Raw genomic sequence first — 23,166 nt, forward strand, 5'->3', positions numbered from 1 at the left:
GCCGGCCCGAGCGCCGACGGTCGGCCCGCCCCTGTGCTCAGGCGGGCAGCGGCCCGCCCCGATGGGCCGCGATGATGGTGCGACCGGCCGGGAGCAGCACGTCGGCCACGGTGCCGGGGGTGTCCAGGGAGCCGGCGACCATGGCGCCGTCGCGCAGTGTGATCAGTTGGGCGGCGACCGCCGCCGGCTCGTCCACCCCGAGGTCGGTGAGCAGCCCCGAGACCGTATCGTGCAGCCACGTGCGATACCGCCCGACCGCCCGGCGCACCGGGTGGTCGGGCTGCGGGTACTCGGCGGCGGCGTTGTTGAAGATGCAGCCGCGGAAGCCGGGACGGCACGCTGCACTGTGGTTGACCTCGGCCAGGAGGAGGAGGATCCCGCACGCGTCGGTACCGTCGGTCCGCGCCTGCCGGACGGCGTCCTGCAGGTGAAGGAGGTGGCTGTCGAGATAGGCCACCACGAGATGGTCCTTGGTGGGGAAGTGCCGGTAGAACGTGACCTTGGTGGTGCCGACGTCGTCGACGATGCGATCGGCACTGACGGCGCGGATGCTCGTCGACTCGAACAGGCGGGTGGCCGAGGCGAGGATGCGCTCGCGGACCGGGGATGCGGTGCTCATCGTGCTCCTGGAGGGATCGGTGTGGGAGAGCAGGATTTGATTGAGGTAGAGTTACTAGTTAGTCTACATGGAACACCGGGAGCCGGAAGGCTCCCACGACGGAAGGATCGACACTCATGAGCGCTCTCTACACGGCAGTGGCCACAGCGACCGGCGACGGTCGCAACGGTGAGACCCGCACGGACGACGGCCGACTCGTCGTCGATCTGGCCGTGCCCAAGGAGATGGGAGGGGCCGGTGGTGCCTCGAATCCGGAGCAGCTCTTCGCCCTCGGGTATGCCGCCTGCTTCCATAGCGCGCTGAAGCTCGTGGCCGGTCGCAGCAAGGCGAGGATCAGCGACTCCGCGGTCACCGCCGAGGTCGGGATCAACCCTACCGAGGAGGGCGGTTTCAAGCTCGAGGTGGCGCTCCACGCCGAGATCGGCGGCGTGGACCAGGAGACCGCCGACAGCCTCGTGGAGCAGGCGCACCAGGTGTGCCCCTACTCCAACGCGACGCGCGGCAACATCGAGGTCACGGTCGACGCCACCATCGGCTGACGCCCCTCCCGTGGGACGAGGACAGGCCCCCGCAGCAGCGGGGGCCTGTCCTGTGTGGCTTCGAGTCACTTCCGCAGGGAGACCGCGATCTGCTGCATGATCATCGGATCGGACAGGGTGGACGAGTCTCCGACCTCCCGGCCCTCCGCGACGTCCTTGAGCAGGCGCCGCATGATCTTGCCGCTGCGGGTCTTGGGCAGTTCTGGGACCACCAGGATGTTCCGCGGCTTGGCGATCGGGCCGATCTCCTTGCCCACATGGGTGCGCAGCGTGGTGACGATGTCGTCGTCGTCCTTCGCCGAGCCGCGCAGGATCACGAAGGCCACCACCGCCTCACCCGTGGTGTCGTCGGTCGCGCCGACGACGGCCGCCTCCGCCACGGACGGATGGCTCACCAGCGCCGACTCGATCTCCGTGGTCGAGAGCCGGTGGCCGGAGATGTTCATGACGTCGTCCACCCGGCCGAGGAGCCACAGATCGCCGTCGTCGTCCTTCTTGGCGCCGTCGCCGGCGAAGTACATGGCGTCGAAGCGCGACCAGTAGGTCTCCTTGAAGCGCTCCGGATCGCCCCAGATGCCGCGGAGCATGGCGGGCCAGGGCTCGCGGATGACGAGGTACCCGCCCGAGCCGGCCGGGACGGACTCCCCCATCTCGTCGACCACGTCCACGGCGATCCCGGGCACGGCGACCTGCGCGGAGCCGGGCTTGGTGGCGGTGACACCCGGCATCGGCGCGATCATGTGGGCGCCGGTCTCGGTCTGCCACCAGGTGTCGACGACGGGGGCGCTCCCGCCGCCGATGACCTCCCGGTACCACATCCACGCCTCCGGATTGATGGGCTCACCGACCGAACCGAGCACGCGGATCGAGGAGAGGTCGTACTTCTGCGGGATGTCACGGCCCCACTTCATGAAGGTGCGGATCGCCGTCGGCGCCGTGTACAGGATGGAGACCCTGTACTTCTCGATCAGCTCCCACCAGCGGCCCTGGTGCGGGGTGTCGGGCGTTCCCTCGTACATGAGCTGCGTCGCGCCGTTGATGAGCGGTGCGTAGGCGACATAGCTGTGACCCGTGACCCAGCCGATGTCGGCCGTGCACCAGAAGACGTCGGTCTCCGGCCGGAGGTCGAAGGTGTTCAGGTGCGTGAACGCCGTCTGCGTCAGGTACCCGCCGGTGGTGTGCAGGATGCCCTTGGGCTTCCCCGTGGTACCGGAGGTGTAGAGGATGAACAGCGGGTGCTCGGAGTCGTGCGCCACCGCGGTGTGCTCCTCCGAGGCGCTGTCGACGACGTCGTGCCACCAGAGATCGCGCCCGTCGGTCCACTCGACCGGCTCTTCGTTGCGCCGCACCACGACCACGCTCGTGACGGTGTGGCCTTCCTTCTCGAGGGCGCCGTCGACGGCGGGCTTGAGGGCGCTGGGCTTGCCGCGCCGGTAGGTGCCGTCCGCGGTCACCACGAGCTTGGCCTCGGCGTCGTCGATGCGGCTGCGGAGCGCATCGGCCGAGAAGCCGCCGAAGACCACGGAGTGCACGGCTCCGATGCGCGCGCAGGCGAGCATGGTGATCACCGCCTCGGGGATCATCGGCAGGTAGACCGCCACGCGATCGCCCTTCTCCACGCCGAGGGACTCGAAGGCGTTGGCGGCCTTCTTCACCTCCTGCGTCAACTCGGCGTAGGTGATGGTCCGGGTGTCCCCGGGTTCGCCCTCGAAGTGGATGGCCACGCGGTCACCCAGGCCCGCCTCGACGTGCCGGTCGAGGGCGTTGTACGCGGCATTCACCGTCCCGCCCACGAACCATTTGGCGAACGGCGCGTCCGACCAGTCGAGCGTCCGGGTGAAGTCCTGCTCCCAGGTGAGGAGGTTCCTCGCCTGGGCGGCCCAGAACTCCACACCCTGCTCCTGGGCGTCGTCGTAGAGCGACTGCTGGGCCACGGCGTTCGCCGCGAAGTCCTCGCTGGGCGGGAAGCGGCGGTTCTCGCGCAGCAGGTTCTCGAAGGCGTCGCCTGGATTCTCGGCGTTCATGGTCTACCCCTCTATGCGTATCACTGACGGACGGGACGGTCGGTGGTACGACGATACGCCGCACCCGAGTGTGCTCCAGAGGAACACTATCCACTCCGTCCGGCCCCGCGTGTGCCCCGTGTCACAGGGCTAGCCGAGTTGCGGGGATTGTGCGACGAGCGGCGCCCGCCCGTCACCGGTGGAGAAGGAGACAGGCGGTGGCTAGGGTGGACGCAGGAGACCGACGCCGGGATGTGCTGCGGGCCGGCGGTAAGACGTGCAACGAACGGGAGTACACCATGAGCCAGGCATTCACGGGAGAACCGGGCGCCCCCGCGCCGGGAGCGGACGAGGACCGGGGTGATCCCGGGGCGGCCGAACCTGACGAGTTGGGCGCATCCGGCCCGAGCAGTGCACTCCTTGGTCCCTTCACCCTGCGCGAGGTGGTCTTCGGCGGCGGGGTCCTCGTCATGTTCGTCGGAACACTGCTGCCGTTCATCGGCGGTGCGCTCGGCTACGTCAACTTCTGGAACACCGCGCCCCTGTTCTACATCGGTATCGGGATCCTGCTGCCCGTCGCGGCGTGCGCACTCCTCGCCGGACGCCGCATGGGCACGTCCGGGTTGCGGGTCGGATCCCTGTCGGTCGACCAGTTCGCCTCCGTGACTGCGGTCCTGGCTGCCGTCTACTTCTTCCTGCAGACCGTCACGGTCTTCGGACTCGGGTCGCTCCTGGGGCTGATCGGTTCCCTGGCGCTGATCGCCACGACCGTCGTCGGACCCTACCTGCCCGTCATCAGGAACGACTTCCTCGACCGTCCGGAGGTGCCGGCCCACCGCCTCGCACGGCCGGCGACCGCCGCCCGGCCGCGCCCCGCGAAGCCGCCGAAGGCTTCCGACGAGTCCCTGTCCGAGGCCCGGAGCGATACCGTCGCGGACGGTCCCGGCACCTCCTCGCGGGTGTTCGGTGACGACCCGTCGGCCCACAGCGCGTCGGACGATCGCGTGTCGGACCACCGTGGGGGGATCAACCCGGCCGTGGCCATCCCGCGGCAGAACGGCGCCGGTCTCTACGGGGCAGGGGCTGCCGGAGCCGTCGGGGCGGGAGTCGCGGCCTCGGGCCAGTCCGGCCTCGCACCGGCGGAGGCCGAGGTCGGCGAACCAAACACGACGGGAGCGGGATCCGCCCGCTCCGATTCCGCCGGGCAGCCGTCGAGAGCCACCGCCGAGGGTTCCCACGCGGTGGAGCGGGACGCCGCACGCGATGAGCCCGTGGCGCCTGCTGCGACCGGTACCGACGTGTCGGACGCCGCAGGTGACGCCGTGTCGGACACCGATGCGACGGGCACCGACACCGAGAATTCCGACGACGACGGCGCCTCCACCACGCGCTCGCCGGTGATTCCGGTGGACGAGGCCGGGCTGGACGGCGTGATCGACGTGGACCATCCGAAGGCGCAGGAGAACGGCTCCGGCCCGCTGGAGGACGCGGCGGAGGAGAGCGACCGCCGCGAGACCATCACGGCGACCCGGTCCGCGCAGGACGACGAGCCCGTCGTCGAGGCCTTCTGGTTCGCGGTCGGCTCGCCGCGCCCGGTGCTGGACGAGCAGTCGGGGCGGGAGCTCTTCATCCTCGAACCCGGTGACTGGGAGGTGGGCATCGAGGACCGGGGCAACGAGTTCCTGGTCCAGGACAAGCGCACCGGGATGGTCGGCATCCTGCAGGACCTGCGGAACATCGAGCGCGCTCCGCGCGACTGATCCGCAGGGGCATGACCCCAGCGGGAGCGGCGGATTCGCCGGGGGAGGAGACGTGCGTGGCAGCCAGGTCAGCTGACGGCGCGGGTGGTTCCGCGCGGAGCGGGGTGTCCCCGGTGGCCCTGAAGCGCCGCGCCAGGAAGATCAACCGGGTGCTGGCCGAGACCTACCCCTACGCGGTGGCCGAACTCGACTTCCGGAACCCGTTCGAGCTCCTCGTGGCCACCGTGCTGTCCGCGCAGACCACCGACGTGCGGGTCAATCTCACCACCGGTGCCCTGTTCGACCGCTACCCCGATGCCCGGGCCCTGTCGGAGGCGCAGGAGGCCGAACTGCAGGAGCTCATCCGGCCCACCGGCTTCTACCGGGCGAAGGCCACCAGTCTCCTGGCGCTGTCCCGCAGGCTCGTCGACGAGTTCGACGCAGTGGTACCGGATCGGCTGGAGGATCTGGTCACGCTCCCCGGCGTCGGGAGGAAAACCGCCAACGTGGTCCTCGGGAACGCGTTCGGCATCCCCGGCATCACCGTCGACACGCACTTCGGACGCCTCGCCCGCCGCTTCGGCTGGACCGACTCCGCCGACCCGGTGAAGGTGGAGCAGGACGTCGCGGAGCTCTTCGAGCGCAAGGACCACACCATGCTCTCGCACCGGGTCATCTTCCACGGGCGGCGTGTCTGCCACGCGAAGAAGCCGGCCTGCGGGGCCTGCCCCGTCGCGGCGCTCTGTCCCTCCTACGGGGAGGGCGAGACGGACCCGGTCCGTGCCGCGACACTGCTCAAGTACGAGCTCTCGCCCGGGCGCGAGGACCTGCTCGAACTCATGCGGGCGGGGCGCACCCGCGCGGAACTGCGCGACGCCGGGTACGGTCTGGGTGCCTGACCCGCGGATCTCGGGAGTGGCCCTGCAGACGCGTGCCGTGCGGAGGCGGACATGAGCGCCTACGCCGAGCTGGTGAGGTGGGCGCGGTCCATGGACCCTGCGCGGACGGCGAGGGAGCGCCCCGACGGCTGGCAGTTCGCACGCTTCGACCCGGCCAGGAGCCGCCGGGCGGCGGTCCTGATCCTTCTGGGCGACCATGCCGGAGGCCCGGCACGAGCACCCCTGGAGGCGCGACCCGACGACCTCGACATCCTCTTCGTGGTCCGTGCGAGCTCGCTCTCCAACCATCCCGGCCAGGTGGCCTTCCCGGGAGGAGCCATCGACGCCGGTGATGCCGACGAGGGCGCGGCAGCCCTGCGGGAGGCCGAGGAGGAGACGGGGCTGGACCCGACAGGCATCGAGATCCTCGGAATGCTCCCGGCGGTCGGCCTGCCCGTCAGCAACTACATGGTCACGCCCGTCCTCGGCTGGTGGTCCGAGCAGTCCCCCGTCCACGCGGTGGACCCTGCCGAGTCCGAACTCGTCTTCCGGTGTCCGGTCAGCAGGCTGCTCGACCCCTCCTACCGCAGGACCGCCGTCGTCCGCCGCGACGGCTTCGTCAGCAGGACACCCGCGTTCCTCACGGAGGACGCGGTGATCTGGGGGTTCACGGCGATGCTGCTGGACGAGATGTTCGACGAGCTCGGCTGGACCCGGTCGTGGGACCGGTCCAGGGAGATGCCCGCACCCCTGTGAGCCGGCCCGGGGAGTGCACGGGGGCGGTGTGGACCACGACCGGGCCGTAGCGGTCCCTCAGCGCCCCGGGCAGGGCGACGAGTCCACGTGCCGTCTCGATGCGGTCCCGGGTCCTCACTGCGGCCTCGGCCGCGGGCAGGACGGATTGACCCATGCCCCTGCTCCGCAGCAGGGCGAAGACCTGGTCGGACGCGCTGCCACCCACGGCGCCCTGTCCCACGACGATCCTGCGCGCCGGGAGCGACAGCCGGCCGCGGACGAGGGAAGCCGGGCTCGAGAGTGCGACGGAGACGGCCCTGGAGTCGAGGAGCTTCAGGCCCGCCGTGCCGACCGGCCGGAGGACCCGCGCGGCGGGCGCGAGCCGGGAGGGGCGGCCCAGCGGGGCCCGTGCACCCGCGAGCGGGGCCGACGGCCGGGTCCACCCGGGCACCGCTCGCATCGGGGTGAGGGGGCGGAGCCGCGTCCTGAGGCCCGCTGTGATGCGGGTGGCGCCGGCCAGTCTCGTCCCCACCGCGCCGGTCCGTGCCAGGAGAGCGAGCCGGGAGATCACCCCGTGCACCCTGGCCACCATCTGTGCCGTCCTCGCGGCACCGACGAGCGTGGTGACGGCCGCCGACCCGCCGAGTGTCACGAGGCTGAGCGTGGCGCCGACGGCGGCGAGGGCCGCGCACTCGAGCACGAAGCCCTCCGTCTCGTCGATCAGCTCCTGGTGCGCCGTCCGCACGGCTGTTGCGAGTTCCTCGCACCCTGCCGCGATGTCCCGCGAGGCCCGTGCAATCTGGCCCCCGGACTCCCGGACCACCGTGCTGCGCTCCCGGAAGAGCGCCAGATCCTCGGACTGCAGGCCCTGGACGGCGAGCCCCGCATCGGTGCCCGGCCCGTCGAGCGCCGCGCGGACGCCGTCGGCGAGCGCCGTCCACGCCGCGGCGGCACTGCCGAGGGCATCCGGGTCACCGGCGGGCCAGACGACGCCGGCGATACCGGCGATGATGTCCCACGAGGGCGGTGGCCAGCCGGGGTTCGGCGCGCCGGCGGAGGGAAGCCGCAGGCCTGCATACTCCTCCACGGCAGGCGGCGTCGGAGGTGTGAGGAATCGGCTCAGCCCCATGGATGCCACGTGTTCGGCGCTGATGTACCGGCCGGCGGCCAGGGTCAGTGCCAGCGCTGTATCGGATGATGCGAGCGCGAGGTCGTGACAGGCCCGCAGGACCTCGGAGGCCGCAGGATCGTAGGACGCGGCCCATTCCGCGCCCACCGCGTCCCAGCCGGCCATCCCCGAGGTGTGCTGCAGGCTGCTCTCCGCGAGGTGCGCCGCGTCGGCGATCCGCCGACCCGCAATGGACTCGAGGATTGCCGCCTCGATGTGCCGGTCGGTATCGACCCTCAGGACGCCCACGCGATCCGCCTCTCCCCGTTCCTGCCGCCACCGTAGAACGGGGCCCGACGCAGCAGAGCCGCTCGTGCCCGGGTGTGGACAAGGACGGCAGTCGGCCATGACCACATGGAGGTGCCCGTGCCGTTGCGCTTGTGCACCGGTGCCTATGCCGCGTCTGCGTAGGAGGCGACGGTGATGGTGGTGATCGAGAACTCGAGGGGGATGTCGCCGAACATCAGCCGGGTGGCGGCCCTGGCGGCGTCGCCGAGGATGCCCTCCGCCTCGACGGCGCGCGCGGCGGGGACGTGCAGCACCACCTCGTCGTGCAGGAAGAAGGCGATGCGGCTGCGGGGTTCCGTGATCGGGCTCGCGTCGAGTCGTCGCCGGATCTCGGCCAGCCAGCACAGAGCCCACTCCGCCGCGGAGGCCTGCACCACGAAGTTCCGGGTAAAGCGTCCCCTGGCCCGGGCCGATGCCTCGGCACGGCGTTGTTCCTCTGCCGTCGTCGAGCGTTGCCCCGCGTGCCATTCCTCCGTCGCCGGAGGACAGCCCCGGCCCAGATGGCTCGATACGCCCGCACCCGATTCCCCCGCTCTGGCGGCCGCCTCCACGACCCCCATGGCGCGCGGATAGGCGCGGGAGAGCTGCGGCATCAGCCGCCCCGCCTCACCGCTGGTGGCCCCGTACATCGCTCCGAGCATGGCGAGCTTGGCCTTCGCCCGGTCACCGTCGAAGCCCTGGTCGGCGATGCCCTGGTAGAGATCCCTGCCGCGGGCGGCAGTGGCGAGAGCGGGGTCGCGGCCCAGGGCGGCCAGCACGCGGGGCTCGAGCTGCGCGGCATCGGCGACGACGAAGACGTGCCCGTCGTCGGGCCGCACGGCGTCGCGCACCTGGTGGGGTATCTGCAGTGCCCCGCCGCCGCGGGACGCCCACCGCCCGGAGACCACGCCGCCCACCACGTACTCCGGCCGGAAGCGCCCGTCCCTGATCCAGGCGTCCAGCCACGCCCAGCCGTTCGCCGTCAGCAGCCGCGAGAGCTTCTTGTACGCCAGGAGCGGCCCGATGGCCGGGTGCCGCTGGCGTTCGAGCTCCCAGGACCGCGTGGTCCTGACGTCGATCCCGGCGCGGTGCAGGGCCCGCAGCAGTTCCTGGGGCGAGTCGGGGTTGAGCGCGGGGGCCTGCAGCGTGCTGCGCAGCTGGTCGGCGAGGCGCTCGAGCTCCACGGGGCGGCTGCCCTCGGGCGGGCGCGGTCCGAGCGTCCGTTCGAGCAGGTCCTCGTGGACGTCACGGCGCCACGGCAGGCCGAAGTGCTCCATCTCGGTGGCGATGAGTGACCCTGCGGACTCGGCGGCGACGAGGAGTGCGAGGCGCTGGGATCCCTCGGCTGTGGCGACGGCTGCCAGCTGGGCGGCGAGCTCCTGGACGACGTCGTCCAGGGACGGGCCGGAGACCCGCCGGGGTTCGTCGAACAGGGACTCCTGGTCCGGCGACGCGGGGCGGGGCAGGAGCGTCCCGGGCAGGTCGGCGGCCTGCTCCGTCAGAGCTTCGGTCCGCAGCGCGTCGAGGTACGGCGAGGAGCGGCACGACGGCGACCAGGCCAGGATGGAACGCGTGAGGGACAGATCCCAGCACCGCTCCACGCCCAACCCCGCGGCCAGCAGCTCCGGGTACCAGAGGCGGGTGCCCTGCCAGACCCAGCGGGGATGCCGGGTCTCGGCCCGGGCGACGGCGGCTGCGAGTTCCTGCCGCTCCACGAGGACGCGTTCGCCGTCGGGCCGGGCGTCGGCAGCGAGCGGCTGCAGCACCACGGCGGTGCCGTGGTCGGAGCCCGACGGCGCGGGTGCCACGGCCATGTACATGGGGACATTGTCCGCGGTGGCGGTGTCATTCCTGCAATCGGCCAGGGTTGTCCACATAGCTTCCATCAGCTGCGGACCGGACGGACGCCGGCGCAAAAGTGGAGGCATGGCGCAGCAGACGTGGACACCGGAGGGACGACGGCGGCCCGTGGTGCTCGTGGGTGGGTCGCAGTTCGTGCAGGACCAGGTGGCCAGGGCGTGTGCGGCCGCGGGGGTCCAACCCGTCCTCACGGCCGGCTTCGCGGAGGCGGTGCCGCTCGACCCGCTGGTGCTGCTCGTCGGTCAGGAGCAGGCTGCCAAGGGGTGCGCCGGTGTGCACGACGTCATCGTGGTGGGCTCCGCGGAGGACGACGCCGGAACCTGGCGGAGCGCGGCCGCCCTGGCGTCGTCGCGCGTGGTGATCCTGCCGCAGGGTGCGGGCTGGCTCGCCGAGCATCTCGGTCGCCGTCTTGCTCCCGCGGCGGGCGGGCGGGTCATCGGTGTCCTCGGGGCGGTCGGCGGATGCGGGGTCACCACCGTCGCCGCCTGGTGTGCCCGTCACGCGGCGAGACACGGGCGGCGGGTCCTGCTCGTCGATGGACGCCCCGATGCCGGCGGACTGGACCTGGCCCTCGGGACGGAGGATCGTCCGGGCGTCCGGTGGCGCGATCTTCGGGAGATCCGCGGCACCCTGAACGCCGAACAGCTCGTGGCAGCCCTGCCCGCGGAGGGTGACCTCTCGGTCCTGTCCCACGACTCGGGGCCGGAGCACGTATCACTGTCACCGGATGACGGGATGGAGTCGGCCCCGGCCGTCCTCGACGCGGCACGGGGTGCCTTCGGACTGACGTTCATCGACCTCGGCGCCGGCAGCAGGTCCGGACTGGCACCGGCCTGCGACCAGCTCGTCCTACTGCTCCCCTCACGTCCGCGCGGCGTCGCCGCTGCCAGGAGCGTCCTCCGGACGCACTCCTTCCTCCCCGTCACCACCGTGCTGCGCGGCCCGGTGACCGACGGCCTGGACGCCTGGCTCGTCGCTGATCTCCTGGGTCAGGCGGGCCCTCTGCCGTATCTGCCCCACGTCCGCGGCACGGCCGCGAGTGAGGCCGCCGGGCAGCTGCTCTCCGCAGGACTTCCCCGGCGAGCGCGGAAGCTCGTGGCGGACGTGGTGTCGCTCGTGGAGCCGGCGGCATGAGCGCGGGGAGCATGCCCGGTGGCCCGACGCGCCGCCAGCGGCGGGCTGCCCTCGGGCGGTCCCGCCAGGACGGCGAGCCCGGGATCCAGGACGAGGGCTACGCCCCACCGGCGGGCATCGGAGATCCCTCGCTGGTCGACTCCGTCCGGAGGGCGGTACTCGCCGGGACGGTCCAGGCGACTGGGGCGGCCTTCGCTGACGCCGTCGGCTCCAGCGGCAGACTCCTCGGCTCCGAGGGCACGCTGACGGCCCTGGACCGCGTGCGCGCGGAACTCGCGGGACTGGGACCGCTCGAGCACCTCCTGGCCGAGGACAGCATCACGGACATCCTCGTCAACGGACCGGACGACGTCTGGATCGACGGTGCCGGAGGGCTGCGCCGGATCGGTCGGGTCTTCGAGACCGAGGAGCAGGTGCGTTCCCTCGCCGTCCGCCTCGTCGCGGCAGGCGGCAGGCGCCTCGACGACGGTTGCCCGGCCGTCGACGTCCGCCTCGACGGGTTGCGGGTGCACGCAGTCCTGCCACCCGTCTCCACCGCGGGAACACTGCTGTCCATCAGGATCAGGCGGGACCGTGCGTTCTCGCTGGCGGAGCTGCTCGACGGCGGTACGCTCTCACCCCTGATGGCCGAGGCGCTGAGGCTGATCATGCGCCGACGGCTGAATTTCCTCGTGAGCGGGGCCACCGGGACGGGGAAGACCACGCTCCTGTCGGCGCTGCTCGGTCTGGCCGACCCGCAGGAGCGCATCGTGCTGGTGGAGGACGCCGCGGAACTGAATCCCGACCACCCCCACGCCCTCGGTCTCCAGGCCCGGTACGGCAATCTCGAGGGTGCGGGGGTGCTCGACCTCACCGAGCTGGTGCGCCAGGCACTGAGGATGAGACCGGATCGTCTCGTGGTGGGGGAGTGCCGGGGTGCCGAGGTCCGCGAGCTGCTGGCGGCCATGAACACGGGGCACGACGGCGGTGGCGGAACCATCCACGCCAACTCGGCCGGGGCCGTCCCCGCGCGGCTGAGTGCACTGGCAGCACTCGCCGGCCTGGCCCCCGAGGTCCTGGCGCTGCAGGCCTCCAGCGCCCTCGACGTCGTGGTGCACCTCGTGCGGACCGGGCGCGGACGGCGCGTGGAGAGCATCGGTCTCCTGGAACTCGTGGACGGCAGGGGACTGGTCGTGCGACCGGTCCTGCTCGACACGGGCGAGGGGTGCCAACCCGCTGACGGCTGGGACGACTTCACCGCCCGGGTGGGCTGGTGCGAACCCGTCGCCGGACCGGCGGACTCCGTGGCGTGCGGAGCCGGGCCGGTCGTGGTCCCGCCGACGTCGTGCGGGCCAGGACCATGACGGGCCTCGTCGTCGCCGTCCTGCTCTCGGCGGTGTGTGCCCTCTGCGCCCCGACGCTGACGGCCGGCGCCAGGGGGAGTTCCCGCGGGCTCCGCGCGAGTGACCATCCGGAGGGGAGACGGACCTCGTGGCTCGGGAATCCTGCAGGGGACGTCGTCGTGCCCGGCGCCGCCAGGAGCCGGCGGATGGACCTCCAGGAGCTGACGCTCTTCGTGCATCAGCTCGCCGGGCTGCTCCGGGCGGGGCGGCCTCCGCAGCTGCTCTGGAAGGACATGGAACAGCTCTATCGGGCAGACCCCGGTGCGTTCTCCGCACTGGTACTACCCGTTCTGGCCTCGGCGCGACGGGCTGCGGACCTAGGACTGGGTGTTCCGGAGGTCCTGGGCCGGGAGCGCGTGGCGGCGCGACGTCGACCCAAAGACGCGGAGGTGGCTGCCCAGGTGGAGCGGATGTGGGTGGATCTTGCCGCCTGCCTCGGTGTGTCCGAGCGCAGCGGTGCACCACTTGCGGCGATCCTCGAGCAGTACGCCGTGCAGCTCGACGCCCACCTGGACGGCGTCTCGGCCCGCGAGACGGCTCTTGCCGGGCCCCGCGCCACGGTGGTCCTTCTCGCGTGGCTGCCGGCGGTCGGCGTGGTCCTCGGGTACGCCCTCGGGGTCGATCCGCTCGGCATCCTGCTGGGCTCCCCGCTGGGCAATCTGGCGCTGGTAAGCGGACTCCTGCTCATGCTGCTGTCGCGGATCTGGTCCCGGCAGCTGGTCCGCCGTGCTGCCGGTGCACCCCCGTGACGCCGGGAGTGCTCGTCGGTGTGTTGCTGGCCGTCGCAGCTGTCCTGCTGGGTGCATCGTCCGGGCGCTCCGGACGCTCCGGGTACTCAGGCGCGCAGGGCAGCCCCGACGCGACGCGGGCAGTGGATCGCGGCACCGGTCAGGCGCCGATGATCCTCGATCTGCTCGCCGCGATGCTGTCCGTCGGCGCGTCGGTGGAGCGCGCCCTGGCGATCGTCGCAGCATCCTGCGAGGCAGAGATCGGTGCCGCCCTGCTGCGGGTCCACGCGGCCCGAGACCTCGGAGCATCCTGGGACACCGCCTGGGACACCGCCCGGGATTCCGCCTGGGACACCGCCCGGGCGGTAGGGACAGGGGCGGGCAGTGCGCCCGGACCTGGTCCAGGACGCAAGTGGTGGTCCCGGCGTCAGCGGGAGCGGGAGCGTCGGAGGGAGGACTGCCTGGCCGACATCCGCCGGGGCCTGCGCTTCGCCACGTCCACGGGCGCTCCGTCGGCGGCGCTCCTGCATGCCCATGCCGCGCAACTGCGACGGCGGCACAACCGGGCCGTCGAGCGCAGGGCCGCGGCTCTCGGCGTCCAGCTCGTGCTTCCGCTGGGTCTGTGCTCGCTGCCGGCGTTCATCTGCCTGGGCGTCGTTCCCGTGGTCCTCGGTCTGCTGCCCGCGCTCTAGCCCGCAGCCTGCCCCGCCTCGCCAGCGGACCGGGAGGGACACCAGCGGGCCGCATTCGCGCGCTTCCGTCGGATGAATCGACACATTGTGGCTCAGCCCAGCCATTATCGGTACTTTCGTCGAGATCCGAGCGAAATGGCAGGAGGCAGGATACATTGTGTACGTGACCGGATTGACCGACCTCGACCGCCGCCTCCTGTCCGCACTGCGGGAGGACGGCCGGGCCTCGGTCGCGAGCCTCGCCCGTAGGCTCGGCGTCGCCCGGGCCACGGTGAACAGCCGCCTCGAGCGCCTCATCGCCACGGGAACCATCATGGGCTTCACAGCCAGGGTGCGCGACGAGGTCGACCCCCTGACCATCCATGCCATCGCCTTCATCGCGGTGGAGGGCCGGTCCGCCGACAAGGTCATCCGCCAGTTGCGGGGCTTCCCGGAGATCTCTGCGCTGCACACCACCAACGGAGGCTGGGATCTCGTCGCCCAACTGCGGACGGAAAGCCTGGGAGGCTTCGACCAGGTACTGGGCAGGATCCGCGGCGTCGAGGGCGTCGTGAACAGCGAGACGAGCCTGCTCCTCAGCTCCGTGCTGAGATGAGGGCCCCACAAACACAGCGGCTCCTCCGGTGCGCAGAATGCTTCCTCGAACCCTCCAGTTCGTACATCTTCTCGAGCAAAAGCTCACAGTACCCTCATTGTGGATGCACAGTGCCGCTCACTAGGCTCGATGGAACACCGTTCCGTCGTGGAAAGGGGGCGCAGATGACGCGCTTCGTCGATGTGCACAACATGATCCGCTGGACAGCCGCCCAGGGGCCAGAGACCATCATCACCGGGCTCATGCAGTATCTCGAGGATGATTTTCTGCGCTGGGAATCGTTCGACAAAGCGCCCCGCGTGGCCAGCCACACTCCTTTCGGCGTGATCGAACTGATGCCCACCAGCGATCACGAGACCTACGGTTTCAAGTACGTCAACGGGCACCCGTCGAATCCCGCACGAGGTTTCCAGACCGTCACGGCCTTCGGCGTGCTGGCCGATGTCCACAACGGCTACCCGACGTTCCTGAGCGAGATGACAGTGCTGACCGCCTTGCGGACCGCCGCGACGTCCGGAATGGTGGCGAAGAAACTCGCCCGCCCTGATGCCGAGGTCATGGCGATGATCGGCGCCGGCAGCCAGTCCGAGTTCCAGGCGCTGGCCTTTCGTGCCGCTCTGGGTATCACCACGCTGAGAATGTGGGACACGGACCCAGCTGCGCTGGAGAAATTCGTCCGCAACATGACCCCCCTGGGCTTCGACATCACCCTCGCCTCCTCCGCGTCCGACGCCGTGCAAGGTGCAGATGTCATCACCACCTGTACCGCCGACAAGACCAATGCGACCATCCTCACGGCGGATCTCATCGTGCCCGGTGTGCACATCAACGCCATCGGTGGTGACTGCCCCGGGAAGACCGAGCTCGATGCCGCCGTCCTCGACCGGGGTGATGTCTTCGTCGAGTTCGCGCCGCAGACGCGGATCGAGGGCGAGATCCAGCAGATGCGCCCCGACTTCACGGTCACCGAATTCTGGGAGGTCCTGACCGACCGCATGCCCGGGCGCACGTCGACCGACCAGATCACCATCTTCGACTCCGTCGGATTCGCGATCGAGGACTTCTCCGCGCTGCGCTACGTCCGCGACGCCGTGGACGCCTCGGACTTCTTCGAGGACATCGACCTCGTCGCGAATCCGGAGGATCCCAAGGACCTCTTCAGCCTCGTGGGCGCGTTGTCCCCGATCGGATCCTGAGCAGCAGCACGGCTACTCCGGTCCCTCCGGGCAGAGCTGCGGGCCGGGCGCGGTACGGGACAGCGGTCCCGGAGTTCCTCGCCCTGTTGCACGAGGCAGGAGGTACCGGGCAACGGCAGCTGCCTCGACCATGACCGCCGCCCGGGAACCGACCTCTGCGGTGTTGTCCACTTAAGCGGGATCGAGAGGGATGGAGACCCTTCGCATCGCCAGAGTGGAACGAGCGGCGATCGCCGCGCACGGCACGTGGGGCGACGCCCGCGTTCAGAGGAGGAGAAGCCATGATGACGCACACCCAACCGAACCGGCTGGAACGGACACCGCCTGAGACAGCGGAAGAACCGGCGGGATGTGGCTCAGCAGTACCACCCGTCCGATCGATCGCCGGCGTCCAGAACCATGGGACAGGGGCCTTCGTCGACGCAGCTGGACCAACCGAGCCAACGGGTACGGCACATGCGGACGATCGGGCAGCCCGTCGTGCCCGGGCGCACCGACGGCGTACCAACGAGCGGGCCATCCGACGCCGCCGGGAAGCGGGTCCCGACAGCGAGGCGGGAATGGCCACGGCGGAATACGCCATTGCCACGCTCGCAGCCGTCGGGTTCGCCGCACTCCTCGTCGCGGTCCTGTCGAGCGGCGAGGTCAAGGGACTCCTGATGTCCCTGATCACGTCCGCGCTGAACTTCGGCTGATGGTCGGCCGGGGTGGGTCAGGTGACCTGGGTGCGGTGCCTGTGGTCCGCCGGATGTGCGGCCCAGCCCGGCGCTGCACCCACGCCACGGCCCTGCTCGGGGGTCCCGGGTCCGATGCTGCGTGCGTGCCGACGGTCGAACGCGGCCGTCGATCGGAGCGTGGCGCTGTGACCGCCGAAGTCGCCGTCGCCCTTCCCGCCCTGGTCGTCCTGCTCGCCCTCGTGCTGGGGACCGCGCACCTCGGGACGGTGCAGCTGCGCCTCGAGGAGGCCGCCCGCGCCGGAGCGCGGGAGGCCATGCGCGGTGAGGGTGCAGCGTCGGTCCGGGGCACCGTCGAGCGGCTCGCCGGCAAGGACGCGTCGGTGGAGGTGGCCTCGGGTACCGGGTGGACCACGGTGGAGGTGAGGGCCGGCGTCGAGGGTCCGGTGGTGGGCCTGCTCCACCTTGAGCTCAGCGCCACCGCCTCGGGAAAGGTGGAGCACGGTGGGTGAGCGGCACCGGGACCACACGCATCCCGGGTCCGGTAGGCAGGGCGGCGAGTCGGAGGCCGGAGCGGGAACAGTCCTGATGACCGGGCTCGCCGTGCTGGCCCTGCTGCTGGTCGCAGTGGTGGTCCTTCTGCTGCAGGCGTCGTCCGCGGCGTCGAAGGCGGCGACGGCGGCGGACCTGGCTGCGCTGGCCGCCGCAGACTCCGCCCGGGGCCTCACGCCCGGGGAGCCCTGCGTGGTCGCCGGTGCGGTGGCAGGACTCCACGGCGCACGCGTCACGGAGTGTGACATCGGCACGACGGGTCCGGGGACCGCGCTCATCCGTGTGTCGGTCGACCTACGGGGTCTCCTGCCCGACGCGACCGGCGCAGCGAGGGCCGGACCACCGCCCTGAGGGGCCCCGTCGCTCCGGGACGGATCCCTCGGGACAGTGACGGTCCCTGGCCCGGACGTCAGGCGGGCGCGGCACCCGACCTCCGGCGTCGGGCCGCGGGCACTGCGTCCTGGTCGGGCGGGCGCGGCACCTGACCCCCGGCGTCGGGCCGCAGGCACTGCGCCCTGGTCGGGCGGGCCCGGCACCCGACCCCCGGCGTCGGGCCGCGGGCACTGCGCCCTGGTCGGGGAGATCGGGCCGATGCTTGCCTAGGAGATCGGGCCGGCGTCGCTTCCGGGAGAGGTGGCACGGGCCGCCTGCTGCAGGATGAGTGAGAGCACGGCCACGGCGCCGCCCTTGCTCAGCGGGTTGTTCCGGTTGCCGCACTTGGGGGACTGCACGCAGGACGGACACCCGGACTCGCACTCGCAGGCCTCGATCGCGTCCCGGGTCGCGGTGAGCCAGATCTGCGCGGCCTCGAACCCCCGCTCGGCGAAGCCCGCACCTCCCGGGTGGCCGTCGTACACGAAGATGGTCGGCTGGCCCGTATCGGCGTGCAGCGCCGTCGACACCCCGCCGATGTCCCAGCGGTCGCTCGCGGCGACGAGGGGCAGCAGGCCGATCGCGGCGTGCTCGGCCGCGTGGAGCGCGCCGGGGATCTCCTCCGCCGAGATGCCCTCGGCTTCGAGCAGCTCGGGGCTGATCTCGAACCATACGCTCTTGGTGAAGAGCTCCCGGGCGGGGAGCTCGAGCGGCTCCTCTCCCATGATCTCGTTGGAGGAGAACGCCTTGCGCTGGAAGGACACCACCTGCGTGGTGACCTGCACGTCCCCGAACGTGGCGAGCACGCCGCCCCACAGCCGGCTCTCGTCGCGGCCCACCACCTCGATCCGCGTCACGTCGCGGGCCTGCGTGTAGAAGTCCGGCTGCGCCCGGGAGACCACGGCGCAGTGGTCCTGCTCGTTCAGTTCCTCCACCACATAGCTGCGGCCCTGATGGACGTACACCGCCCCCGGGTGTGCCTGGTAGTGGCTCTGTGCCGACCCCATGGTGCCCAGCACCGCGCCGGAGGCGGCATCCACGAGCGTGATCGGACCACCGCCGTCGGCCCTGAGGCGAACCATCGACGCGGCGCTCTGGGGATGCGTCCAGAACCACCCGGCCGGCCGACGGCGGAGGAAGCCCTGGTCCACCAGGGTGCCCAGGAGCTGCTCGGAGCGTGCGCCGAACAGGGCGAGGTCCTCACCCGTCAGGGGCAGTTCCGCGGCGGCCGCGCACAGGTGCGGGCCGAGGACGTAGGGATTGGACGGATCGAAGACCGTGGCCTCCACCCCGAGGTCGAAGACGGCCTCGGGGTGATGCACCAGATAGGTGTCCAGGGGGTCGTCGCTGGCGACGAAGGCGGCGAGGGCGTCCTGGCCCGAGCGTCCCGCCCGGCCGATCTGCTGCAGCAGGGAGGCGCGGGTCCCCGGCCAGCCGGCCACGAGGACGGCGTCCAGGCCGGAGATGTCGATCCCCAGCTCCAGGGCGGACGTGCTGGCCACACCGAGGAGCTCGCCGCTACGCAGCGCCTCCTCGAGGGCGCGGCGCTCCTCGGGCAGGTACCCCGAGCGGTACGCGGCGATCCTGTGCGGCAGGCTCGGGTGCACGTCCTCGAGCATGCGCCGCGTGGTCTGCGCGATGCTCTCCGCTCCCCGCCTCGACCGGACGAACGCGATGGTCCGGACCTGCGCCGAAACGAGATTCGCGAGCAGGTCCGCCGTCTCGGCGATGACCGTCCGGCGCGTCGGCGCGCCGTTCTCGCCCTTCGTCCCGGTGAGCCGGGGCTCCCAGAAGGCCACCGTCGTGGAACCGTGCGGTGAGCTGTCCCGGGTCACGGCCTCCGCGTCCAGGCCGATCAACCGCCCGAAGGACGCGGCGGGATCCGCGGAGGTCGCCGACGCCCCGATGAAGACCGGGTTCGCTCCGTAGCTGGCGCAGACCCGCCGGAGCCTGCGCAGCAGATTGGCCACGTGGGAGCCGAACACTCCCCGGTAGCTGTGCGCCTCGTCGATGATCACGTACTTCAGCCGCCGGAAGTAGCGGGCCCACCAGGTGTGGTTGGGCAGGATCCCGTGGTGCAGCATGTCCGGGTTGGCCAGGACCAGATTGGCGTGGTCCCGGATCCAGCGGCGGGCGCCCGGCTCCGTGTCGCCGTCGTAGGTCTCCGCACGGACGGTGGGCAGCTTCAGTGCGTTGACGGACGAGAGCTGGTCCGCGGCCAGTGCCTTGGTCGGCGCCAAGTACAGTGCCACCGATCCGCTGGGCGCCAGGGTGGCACGGCTGCCCAGCTCGCTGCGATGGATCTCGTCGAGCACGGGCAACTGGTAGGCGAGGGACTTACCGGAGGCCGTCCCCGTGGCGATGATGGTGTGCGTCCCCGCGCGGGCGGAGGACGCCCCCTCCACCTGGTGCCGCCACGGTTCGTGGACACCACGGGCCGTGAAGGCGCCGATGACGTCGGGGTGGGCCCAGTCGGGCCACGCTCCGTGCTCGGCGGCGCGGGCCGGGATCCGGCGCACGTGGAGCAACTCCTCGGGAGCGGATCCACCCCCGAGCAGCGGAAGGAGAGAGTCATGCGCGGCCACGTCGCCATCCTCCCACCGGGTCGCCGGCGGGGAGTGCGGGAACCGGCCTTATCCTCTGATGCCGAACACGTCGGCGAGGTGCTGCCACCCCAGGAACTCGTACAGCGCACGTCCGTCGGCGGAGGCCATCAGCAGTCCGGTGGTCACGTCGTCGGTGAGGACACCGGCGGTCAGCGCCCGCATGACGAAGCTGGCCAGTCCCCGGCGGCGGAACTGTTCCTCGGTGATGATGCGGTCGTAGACGGCGTAGTCACCCACCACCGAGACCGATCCGCGGGCCGCCAGTTCCTCGCCGACCCGCACCGACACGTGGCGGCAGGGAGCCTCCTCCGAGCGTTCCAGCACGAAGTCCTCCGAGGGCGGGCGCGGATCCTCCACGTCCTGGCCGTGCATGTCGGCGCTCATCAGGGATTGCTGCCGGTCGGTCACGCGCATACCGAGCGGATCGGCGGCGTCGAGCAGGTCCTGCATCCGATTCGTGACGACGGTCAGCACGCGCCGGGGATCGGCCTTCGTCTCTCTCGCGAGCTCGAGGAACTGCTCGGTGGAGGGTTCGAGGACGAAGTGCTCCGTCTGCTCCTGCGGGTCGGTGGTGACCACGAAGGTGCTGGCGCCGTCGTCGTGCGGTTGCACGCCGCGGCACGCGGACCATCCGGTGATCCAGGTCTGGAGGAGTTCGGTATCTACGTGTGCACCCATGCGTGAACGATAGTTGTCGGAGCCGGTGAAACACAGCCAAGCCCTCCGAGGGAGACCGATTCGATACGCAAAGTACGCTTTAAGCCGTGTCGACCAACCGTATTGCCCTTTATTACGCCTTCGCCCCGCTGCCCGATCCGGAGGCCGTTCGCCTGTGGCAGCGGACCCTGTGCGAGAAGTGGGGCCTGCGCGGCAGGATCCTCATCTCGAAGGACGGCATCAACGGCACGGTCGGCGGCGAGGTCGGTGCGGTCAAGCAGTACGTGAAGACCACGCGTGAGCACCCCGCATTCCGTGGCATGGACATCAAGTGGTCCGACGGCGGCGCCGCGGACTTCCCCCGCCTGAGTGTCAGGGTGCGCGAGGAGATCGTCTCCTTCGGTGCCCCCGGTGAACTCCGCGTGGACGGCGACGGCGTGGTGGGCGGAGGGACGCGACTGGCCCCGGAGCAGGTGCACCAGCTGGTCGATGCCAGGCGTGGCTCGCGCCGGGAGGTGGTCTTCTTCGACGGCCGGAACGCCTTCGAGGCGCAGATCGGGCGTTTCAAGGGTGCCGTGGTCCCCGACGTCCGCACCACCGCCGACTTCGTCCGGGAACTCGACTCGGGCAGGTACGACAACCTCAAGGACTCCCCGATCGTCACCTACTGCACCGGCGGCATCCGCTGCGAGGTGCTCTCCAGTCTCATGGTGAACCGGGGCTTCCGGGAGGTCTACCAGCTCGACGGCGGCATCGTCCGCTACGGCGAGACCTACCGTGACGGCGGACTCTGGGAGGGCTCGCTCTACGTGTTCGACAAGCGCATGCACCTCGAGTTCAGCGACGACGCGGTCACCCTCGGCTCGTGCGTGCGCTGCCAGGCACCCACCAGCACGTTCGAGAACTGCTCGAATGCCGTCTGCCGGAACCTCACGCTGTTCTGCGCCCGGTGCGCGGCCGATCCGTCGACACTGCGCTGCCCGCAGGGGTGCGAGCCGGACGAGGCCGAGGCGACCATCGCGGGCGCCGCGTGATGCCGCCCGTCGCACCCAGCTCGGAATGGGCCGACTTCGACGACGACGTCGCCACGGCACCCTCGAGCGAGGACGTCGCGCTGCTCGGAGCACTCGCCGGAGACCTGGCGGAGCTCGGTTACACGGTCGACGGCGTCGCCGCACTCCTGGGCGCCCAGGCGGCGGCGGCCCTCGATCGCGGCCAGACCGCACCGGCGCTGCTGGCGTGTCGGCGCCTCCTCGGCGGCCCGCGCCGCACCCGAGCCGTTCCCGTGCTGCTGTGGCTGCTCGGGGAGACCGTGGAGCAGCAGGACCTGCGGGCGGCCTTCCCGGGGACCGGTGTCTCCGGCCTCGAGCGTCTCAGGCTGATCGAGCCCGTCGGCGCACCAGCCGTCGGCGCCGCACCCGTCGGCGCCCCACCCGTGGGGTCCGCCCGGCGCGCCACGGTGGACCTGCGCCCCTACGGCTCCGACGTCGCGGGGAACCTCTGGGTGGCCAGCGACCTCGGGTCGGAGCAGCGCCCGGGTCCCCTGCGCCGGGACCACGTCCTGGGAATCGGCGGCGCCTCGCTGACCCTGGCGCAGACCGTCATGCGGGCTCCCGTGGAACGGGCCCTGGATCTCGGCACGGGCTGCGGGATCCAGTCCTTCCATCTCCTCTCCCACGCCCGGCACGTCACGGCGACGGACATCTCGGAGCGGGCACTCGCCTTCGCACGCTTCAATCTGCTGCTCAACGCACCGGCCCTGGACCTGGACCCGCAGCACCTCGGGGCCCGGATCAGTCTCCGGCTCGGAAACCTGCTCGAGCCCGTCGCGGAGGACCGCTTCCAGCTCGTGGTCTCCAACCCTCCCTTCGTCATCACGCCCCGCGCCGGTGGCCCCGAGGACACCTACACCTATCGCGACGGCGGTCTCGCGGGGGACGCCATCGTGGAGAACCTCGTCCGCGACCTCCCCGGCGTGCTCTCGCCCGGCGGGTCCGCGCAGCTCCTCGGCAACTGGGAGATCAGCGGATCCACGGCGTGGGACAGGCGCATCCGCGGTTTCATCCCCGCCGGCCTGGACGCCTGGGTGATCCAGCGCGAGCAGCAGAGTGCCGTGCAGTACGCCGAGACCTGGCTCCGGGATGCCGCCGAGGACCGCGACAGGGAGGGCTATCTCGCCGGCTTCGACGCCTATCTCGAGGACTTCGCGTCCCGGTCGGTCGAGGGCATCGGCTTCGGCTCCATCTGGCTGCGACGCCCCCCTGCCCCGAGCGACCTGGTCCGGGTGACCGTCGAGGAGATCACGCACGAAATCGAGCAGCCGGTGGGCCCGCATCTCGCGGCCGCCGTGGCGCGCAGCGACTGGCTCGCAGCGCACACCGAGCAGGCGGCCTCGGGCACCGGGATCGCCGACGAGTTCCTGCTGGTGGCCGACGACGTCACCGAGGAGAGGCACCAGCGCCCGGGCGCCGAGCACCCCGGGATCATCCTGCTGCGCCAGGGAGCCGGACTCCGGCGCACCACGCTGCTCAGCACGGAACTGGCCGGTTTCGTCTCGGCGTGCGACGGCGACCTCACGGCCGGGCAGATCGCCGGAGCGCTCGCGATGCTGCTGGAACGGCCGGACGCCGCGTTCACCGCCGAGCTGCTGGTGGACGTGGAGCAGCTCCTGCGGGAGGGGTTCCTTCTGCCGCTGCCCTAGGGATTCCCCGGGAAACGCCGATTTCCCGGATGCGGGCAGGCATGACGCATACTGAAGGATGAGGCCCAG

Annotated in this window: 21 protein-coding genes; 15 read left to right on the forward strand and 6 right to left on the reverse strand. The window is 71.3% G+C overall.

Annotated elements, in window-relative coordinates:
* Positions 1 to 37: 37 nt before the first annotated feature.
* Complete coding sequence (locus Q0747_RS09090; RefSeq protein WP_298253817.1) at positions 38 to 619, reverse strand: TetR/AcrR family transcriptional regulator; 582 nt, start codon at positions 617 to 619, stop codon at positions 38 to 40.
* Positions 620 to 735: 116 nt separating this feature from the next.
* Here Q0747_RS09090 and Q0747_RS09095 point away from each other — a divergent pair, with 116 nt between their 5' ends.
* A complete protein-coding gene (locus Q0747_RS09095; RefSeq protein WP_298253819.1) occupies positions 736 to 1,158 on the forward strand; it encodes an organic hydroperoxide resistance protein in 423 nt (140 codons plus the stop codon).
* A 65-nt stretch (positions 1,159 to 1,223) separates the two neighbouring features.
* Here Q0747_RS09095 and acs read toward each other — a convergent pair whose 3' ends face one another.
* Positions 1,224 to 3,182: an acetate--CoA ligase gene (gene acs / locus Q0747_RS09100; protein ID WP_298253821.1), complete on the reverse strand. Its 1,959-nt coding sequence runs from the start codon at positions 3,180 to 3,182 to the stop codon at positions 1,224 to 1,226.
* A 197-nt stretch (positions 3,183 to 3,379) separates the two neighbouring features.
* Here acs and Q0747_RS09105 point away from each other — a divergent pair, with 197 nt between their 5' ends.
* From Q0747_RS09105 to Q0747_RS09115, 3 genes are read left to right on the forward strand one after another with little or no spacing between them, the layout of a single operon-like run.
* Entirely contained in the window at positions 3,380 to 4,921 is a 1,542-nt protein-coding gene (locus tag Q0747_RS09105; RefSeq protein ID WP_298253823.1) for a hypothetical protein, read from the forward strand.
* A 56-nt stretch (positions 4,922 to 4,977) separates the two neighbouring features.
* Entirely contained in the window at positions 4,978 to 5,799 is an 822-nt protein-coding gene (nth, locus tag Q0747_RS09110) for an endonuclease III (protein WP_298253825.1), read from the forward strand.
* Positions 5,800 to 5,850: 51 nt separating this feature from the next.
* Positions 5,851 to 6,534: a CoA pyrophosphatase gene (locus Q0747_RS09115; RefSeq protein ID WP_298253827.1), complete on the forward strand. Its 684-nt coding sequence runs from the start codon at positions 5,851 to 5,853 to the stop codon at positions 6,532 to 6,534.
* Here the strand turns inward: Q0747_RS09115 and Q0747_RS09120 are convergent.
* Both Q0747_RS09120 and Q0747_RS09125 read right to left on the reverse strand, forming a co-directional pair.
* Positions 6,446 to 7,930, reverse strand: a complete 1,485-nt coding sequence (locus tag Q0747_RS09120; RefSeq protein WP_298253828.1) for a hypothetical protein — start codon at positions 7,928 to 7,930, stop codon at positions 6,446 to 6,448. The genes Q0747_RS09115 and Q0747_RS09120 overlap by 89 nt on opposite strands.
* Before the next feature lie 143 nt (positions 7,931 to 8,073).
* Positions 8,074 to 9,768 carry a bifunctional 3'-5' exonuclease/DNA polymerase gene (locus Q0747_RS09125; protein ID WP_298253830.1) on the reverse strand — a complete coding sequence of 565 codons (1,695 nt, stop codon included), beginning with the start codon at positions 9,766 to 9,768 and terminating at the stop codon, positions 8,074 to 8,076.
* Between the two features lie 106 nt (positions 9,769 to 9,874).
* Here Q0747_RS09125 and ssd point away from each other — a divergent pair, with 106 nt between their 5' ends.
* From ssd to Q0747_RS09170, 9 genes are all read left to right on the forward strand, one after another.
* The gene (gene ssd, locus Q0747_RS09130; protein WP_298253832.1) at positions 9,875 to 10,942 is read left to right on the forward strand and encodes a septum site-determining protein Ssd; all 1,068 of its coding nucleotides are present in this window, start codon (positions 9,875 to 9,877) and stop codon (positions 10,940 to 10,942) included.
* Positions 10,939 to 12,285 carry a TadA family conjugal transfer-associated ATPase gene (locus Q0747_RS09135; RefSeq protein ID WP_298253834.1) on the forward strand — a complete coding sequence of 449 codons (1,347 nt, stop codon included), beginning with the start codon at positions 10,939 to 10,941 and terminating at the stop codon, positions 12,283 to 12,285. Before ssd ends, Q0747_RS09135 begins: the two co-directional genes overlap by 4 nt.
* Complete coding sequence (locus Q0747_RS09140; RefSeq protein WP_298253836.1) at positions 12,282 to 13,073, forward strand: type II secretion system F family protein; 792 nt, start codon at positions 12,282 to 12,284, stop codon at positions 13,071 to 13,073. Before Q0747_RS09135 ends, Q0747_RS09140 begins: the two co-directional genes overlap by 4 nt.
* A complete protein-coding gene (locus Q0747_RS09145) occupies positions 13,070 to 13,744 on the forward strand; it encodes a type II secretion system F family protein (RefSeq protein ID WP_298253837.1) in 675 nt (224 codons plus the stop codon). The genes Q0747_RS09140 and Q0747_RS09145 overlap by 4 nt, the downstream gene beginning before the upstream one ends.
* A 163-nt stretch (positions 13,745 to 13,907) precedes the next feature.
* Positions 13,908 to 14,339, forward strand: a complete 432-nt coding sequence (locus tag Q0747_RS09150) for an Lrp/AsnC family transcriptional regulator (RefSeq protein WP_298253839.1) — start codon at positions 13,908 to 13,910, stop codon at positions 14,337 to 14,339.
* Positions 14,340 to 14,503: 164 nt separating this feature from the next.
* Positions 14,504 to 15,535 carry an ornithine cyclodeaminase gene (locus Q0747_RS09155; protein ID WP_298253841.1) on the forward strand — a complete coding sequence of 344 codons (1,032 nt, stop codon included), beginning with the start codon at positions 14,504 to 14,506 and terminating at the stop codon, positions 15,533 to 15,535.
* Positions 15,536 to 15,819: 284 nt separating this feature from the next.
* A complete protein-coding gene (locus Q0747_RS09160; RefSeq protein WP_298254158.1) occupies positions 15,820 to 16,230 on the forward strand; it encodes a DUF4244 domain-containing protein in 411 nt (136 codons plus the stop codon).
* Between the two features lie 167 nt (positions 16,231 to 16,397).
* Entirely contained in the window at positions 16,398 to 16,721 is a 324-nt protein-coding gene (locus Q0747_RS09165; RefSeq protein ID WP_298253843.1) for a TadE family type IV pilus minor pilin, read from the forward strand.
* On the forward strand, positions 16,714 to 17,112 hold the full coding sequence (locus Q0747_RS09170) for an Rv3654c family TadE-like protein (RefSeq protein ID WP_298253845.1): 399 nt from the start codon (positions 16,714 to 16,716) through the stop codon (positions 17,110 to 17,112). Before Q0747_RS09165 ends, Q0747_RS09170 begins: the two co-directional genes overlap by 8 nt.
* A 248-nt stretch (positions 17,113 to 17,360) precedes the next feature.
* Here Q0747_RS09170 and Q0747_RS09175 read toward each other — a convergent pair whose 3' ends face one another.
* Both Q0747_RS09175 and Q0747_RS09180 read right to left on the reverse strand, forming a co-directional pair.
* Positions 17,361 to 19,718, reverse strand: a complete 2,358-nt coding sequence (locus Q0747_RS09175) for a DEAD/DEAH box helicase (RefSeq protein WP_298253848.1) — start codon at positions 19,716 to 19,718, stop codon at positions 17,361 to 17,363.
* A 48-nt stretch (positions 19,719 to 19,766) separates the two neighbouring features.
* Complete coding sequence (locus tag Q0747_RS09180) at positions 19,767 to 20,417, reverse strand: GNAT family N-acetyltransferase (protein WP_298253850.1); 651 nt, start codon at positions 20,415 to 20,417, stop codon at positions 19,767 to 19,769.
* Positions 20,418 to 20,503: 86 nt separating this feature from the next.
* Here Q0747_RS09180 and Q0747_RS09185 point away from each other — a divergent pair, with 86 nt between their 5' ends.
* The gene (locus Q0747_RS09185; RefSeq protein ID WP_298253852.1) at positions 20,504 to 21,430 is read left to right on the forward strand and encodes a rhodanese-related sulfurtransferase; all 927 of its coding nucleotides are present in this window, start codon (positions 20,504 to 20,506) and stop codon (positions 21,428 to 21,430) included.
* Positions 21,430 to 23,097: a methyltransferase gene (locus tag Q0747_RS09190; protein ID WP_298253854.1), complete on the forward strand. Its 1,668-nt coding sequence runs from the start codon at positions 21,430 to 21,432 to the stop codon at positions 23,095 to 23,097. Before Q0747_RS09185 ends, Q0747_RS09190 begins: the two co-directional genes overlap by 1 nt.
* Positions 23,098 to 23,166 lie beyond the last annotated feature (69 nt).

Origin of the sequence: uncultured Arthrobacter sp. (assembly GCF_947493765.1) — a bacterium.
Lineage (GTDB): Bacteria > Actinomycetota > Actinomycetes > Actinomycetales > Micrococcaceae > Arthrobacter_D.

Bases quoted from the DNA above. Each gene is read 5' to 3' on its own strand.
- Q0747_RS09090 (WP_298253817.1), bottom strand. From the start codon at position 619: ATGAGCACCGCATCCCCGGTCCGCGAGCGCATCCTCGCCTCGGCCACC.
- Q0747_RS09095 (WP_298253819.1), top strand. From the start codon at position 736: ATGAGCGCTCTCTACACGGCAGTGGCCACAGCGACCGGCGACGGTCGC.
- acs (WP_298253821.1), bottom strand. From the start codon at position 3,182: ATGAACGCCGAGAATCCAGGCGACGCCTTCGAGAACCTGCTGCGCGAG.
- Q0747_RS09115 (WP_298253827.1), top strand. From the start codon at position 5,851: ATGAGCGCCTACGCCGAGCTGGTGAGGTGGGCGCGGTCCATGGACCCT.
- Q0747_RS09125 (WP_298253830.1), bottom strand. From the start codon at position 9,768: ATGTACATGGCCGTGGCACCCGCGCCGTCGGGCTCCGACCACGGCACC.
- ssd (WP_298253832.1), top strand. From the start codon at position 9,875: ATGGCGCAGCAGACGTGGACACCGGAGGGACGACGGCGGCCCGTGGTG.
- Q0747_RS09135 (WP_298253834.1), top strand. From the start codon at position 10,939: ATGAGCGCGGGGAGCATGCCCGGTGGCCCGACGCGCCGCCAGCGGCGG.
- Q0747_RS09140 (WP_298253836.1), top strand. From the start codon at position 12,282: ATGACGGGCCTCGTCGTCGCCGTCCTGCTCTCGGCGGTGTGTGCCCTC.
- Q0747_RS09155 (WP_298253841.1), top strand. From the start codon at position 14,504: ATGACGCGCTTCGTCGATGTGCACAACATGATCCGCTGGACAGCCGCC.
- Q0747_RS09160 (WP_298254158.1), top strand. From the start codon at position 15,820: ATGACGCACACCCAACCGAACCGGCTGGAACGGACACCGCCTGAGACA.
- Q0747_RS09180 (WP_298253850.1), bottom strand. From the start codon at position 20,417: ATGGGTGCACACGTAGATACCGAACTCCTCCAGACCTGGATCACCGGA.
- Q0747_RS09190 (WP_298253854.1), top strand. From the start codon at position 21,430: ATGCCGCCCGTCGCACCCAGCTCGGAATGGGCCGACTTCGACGACGAC.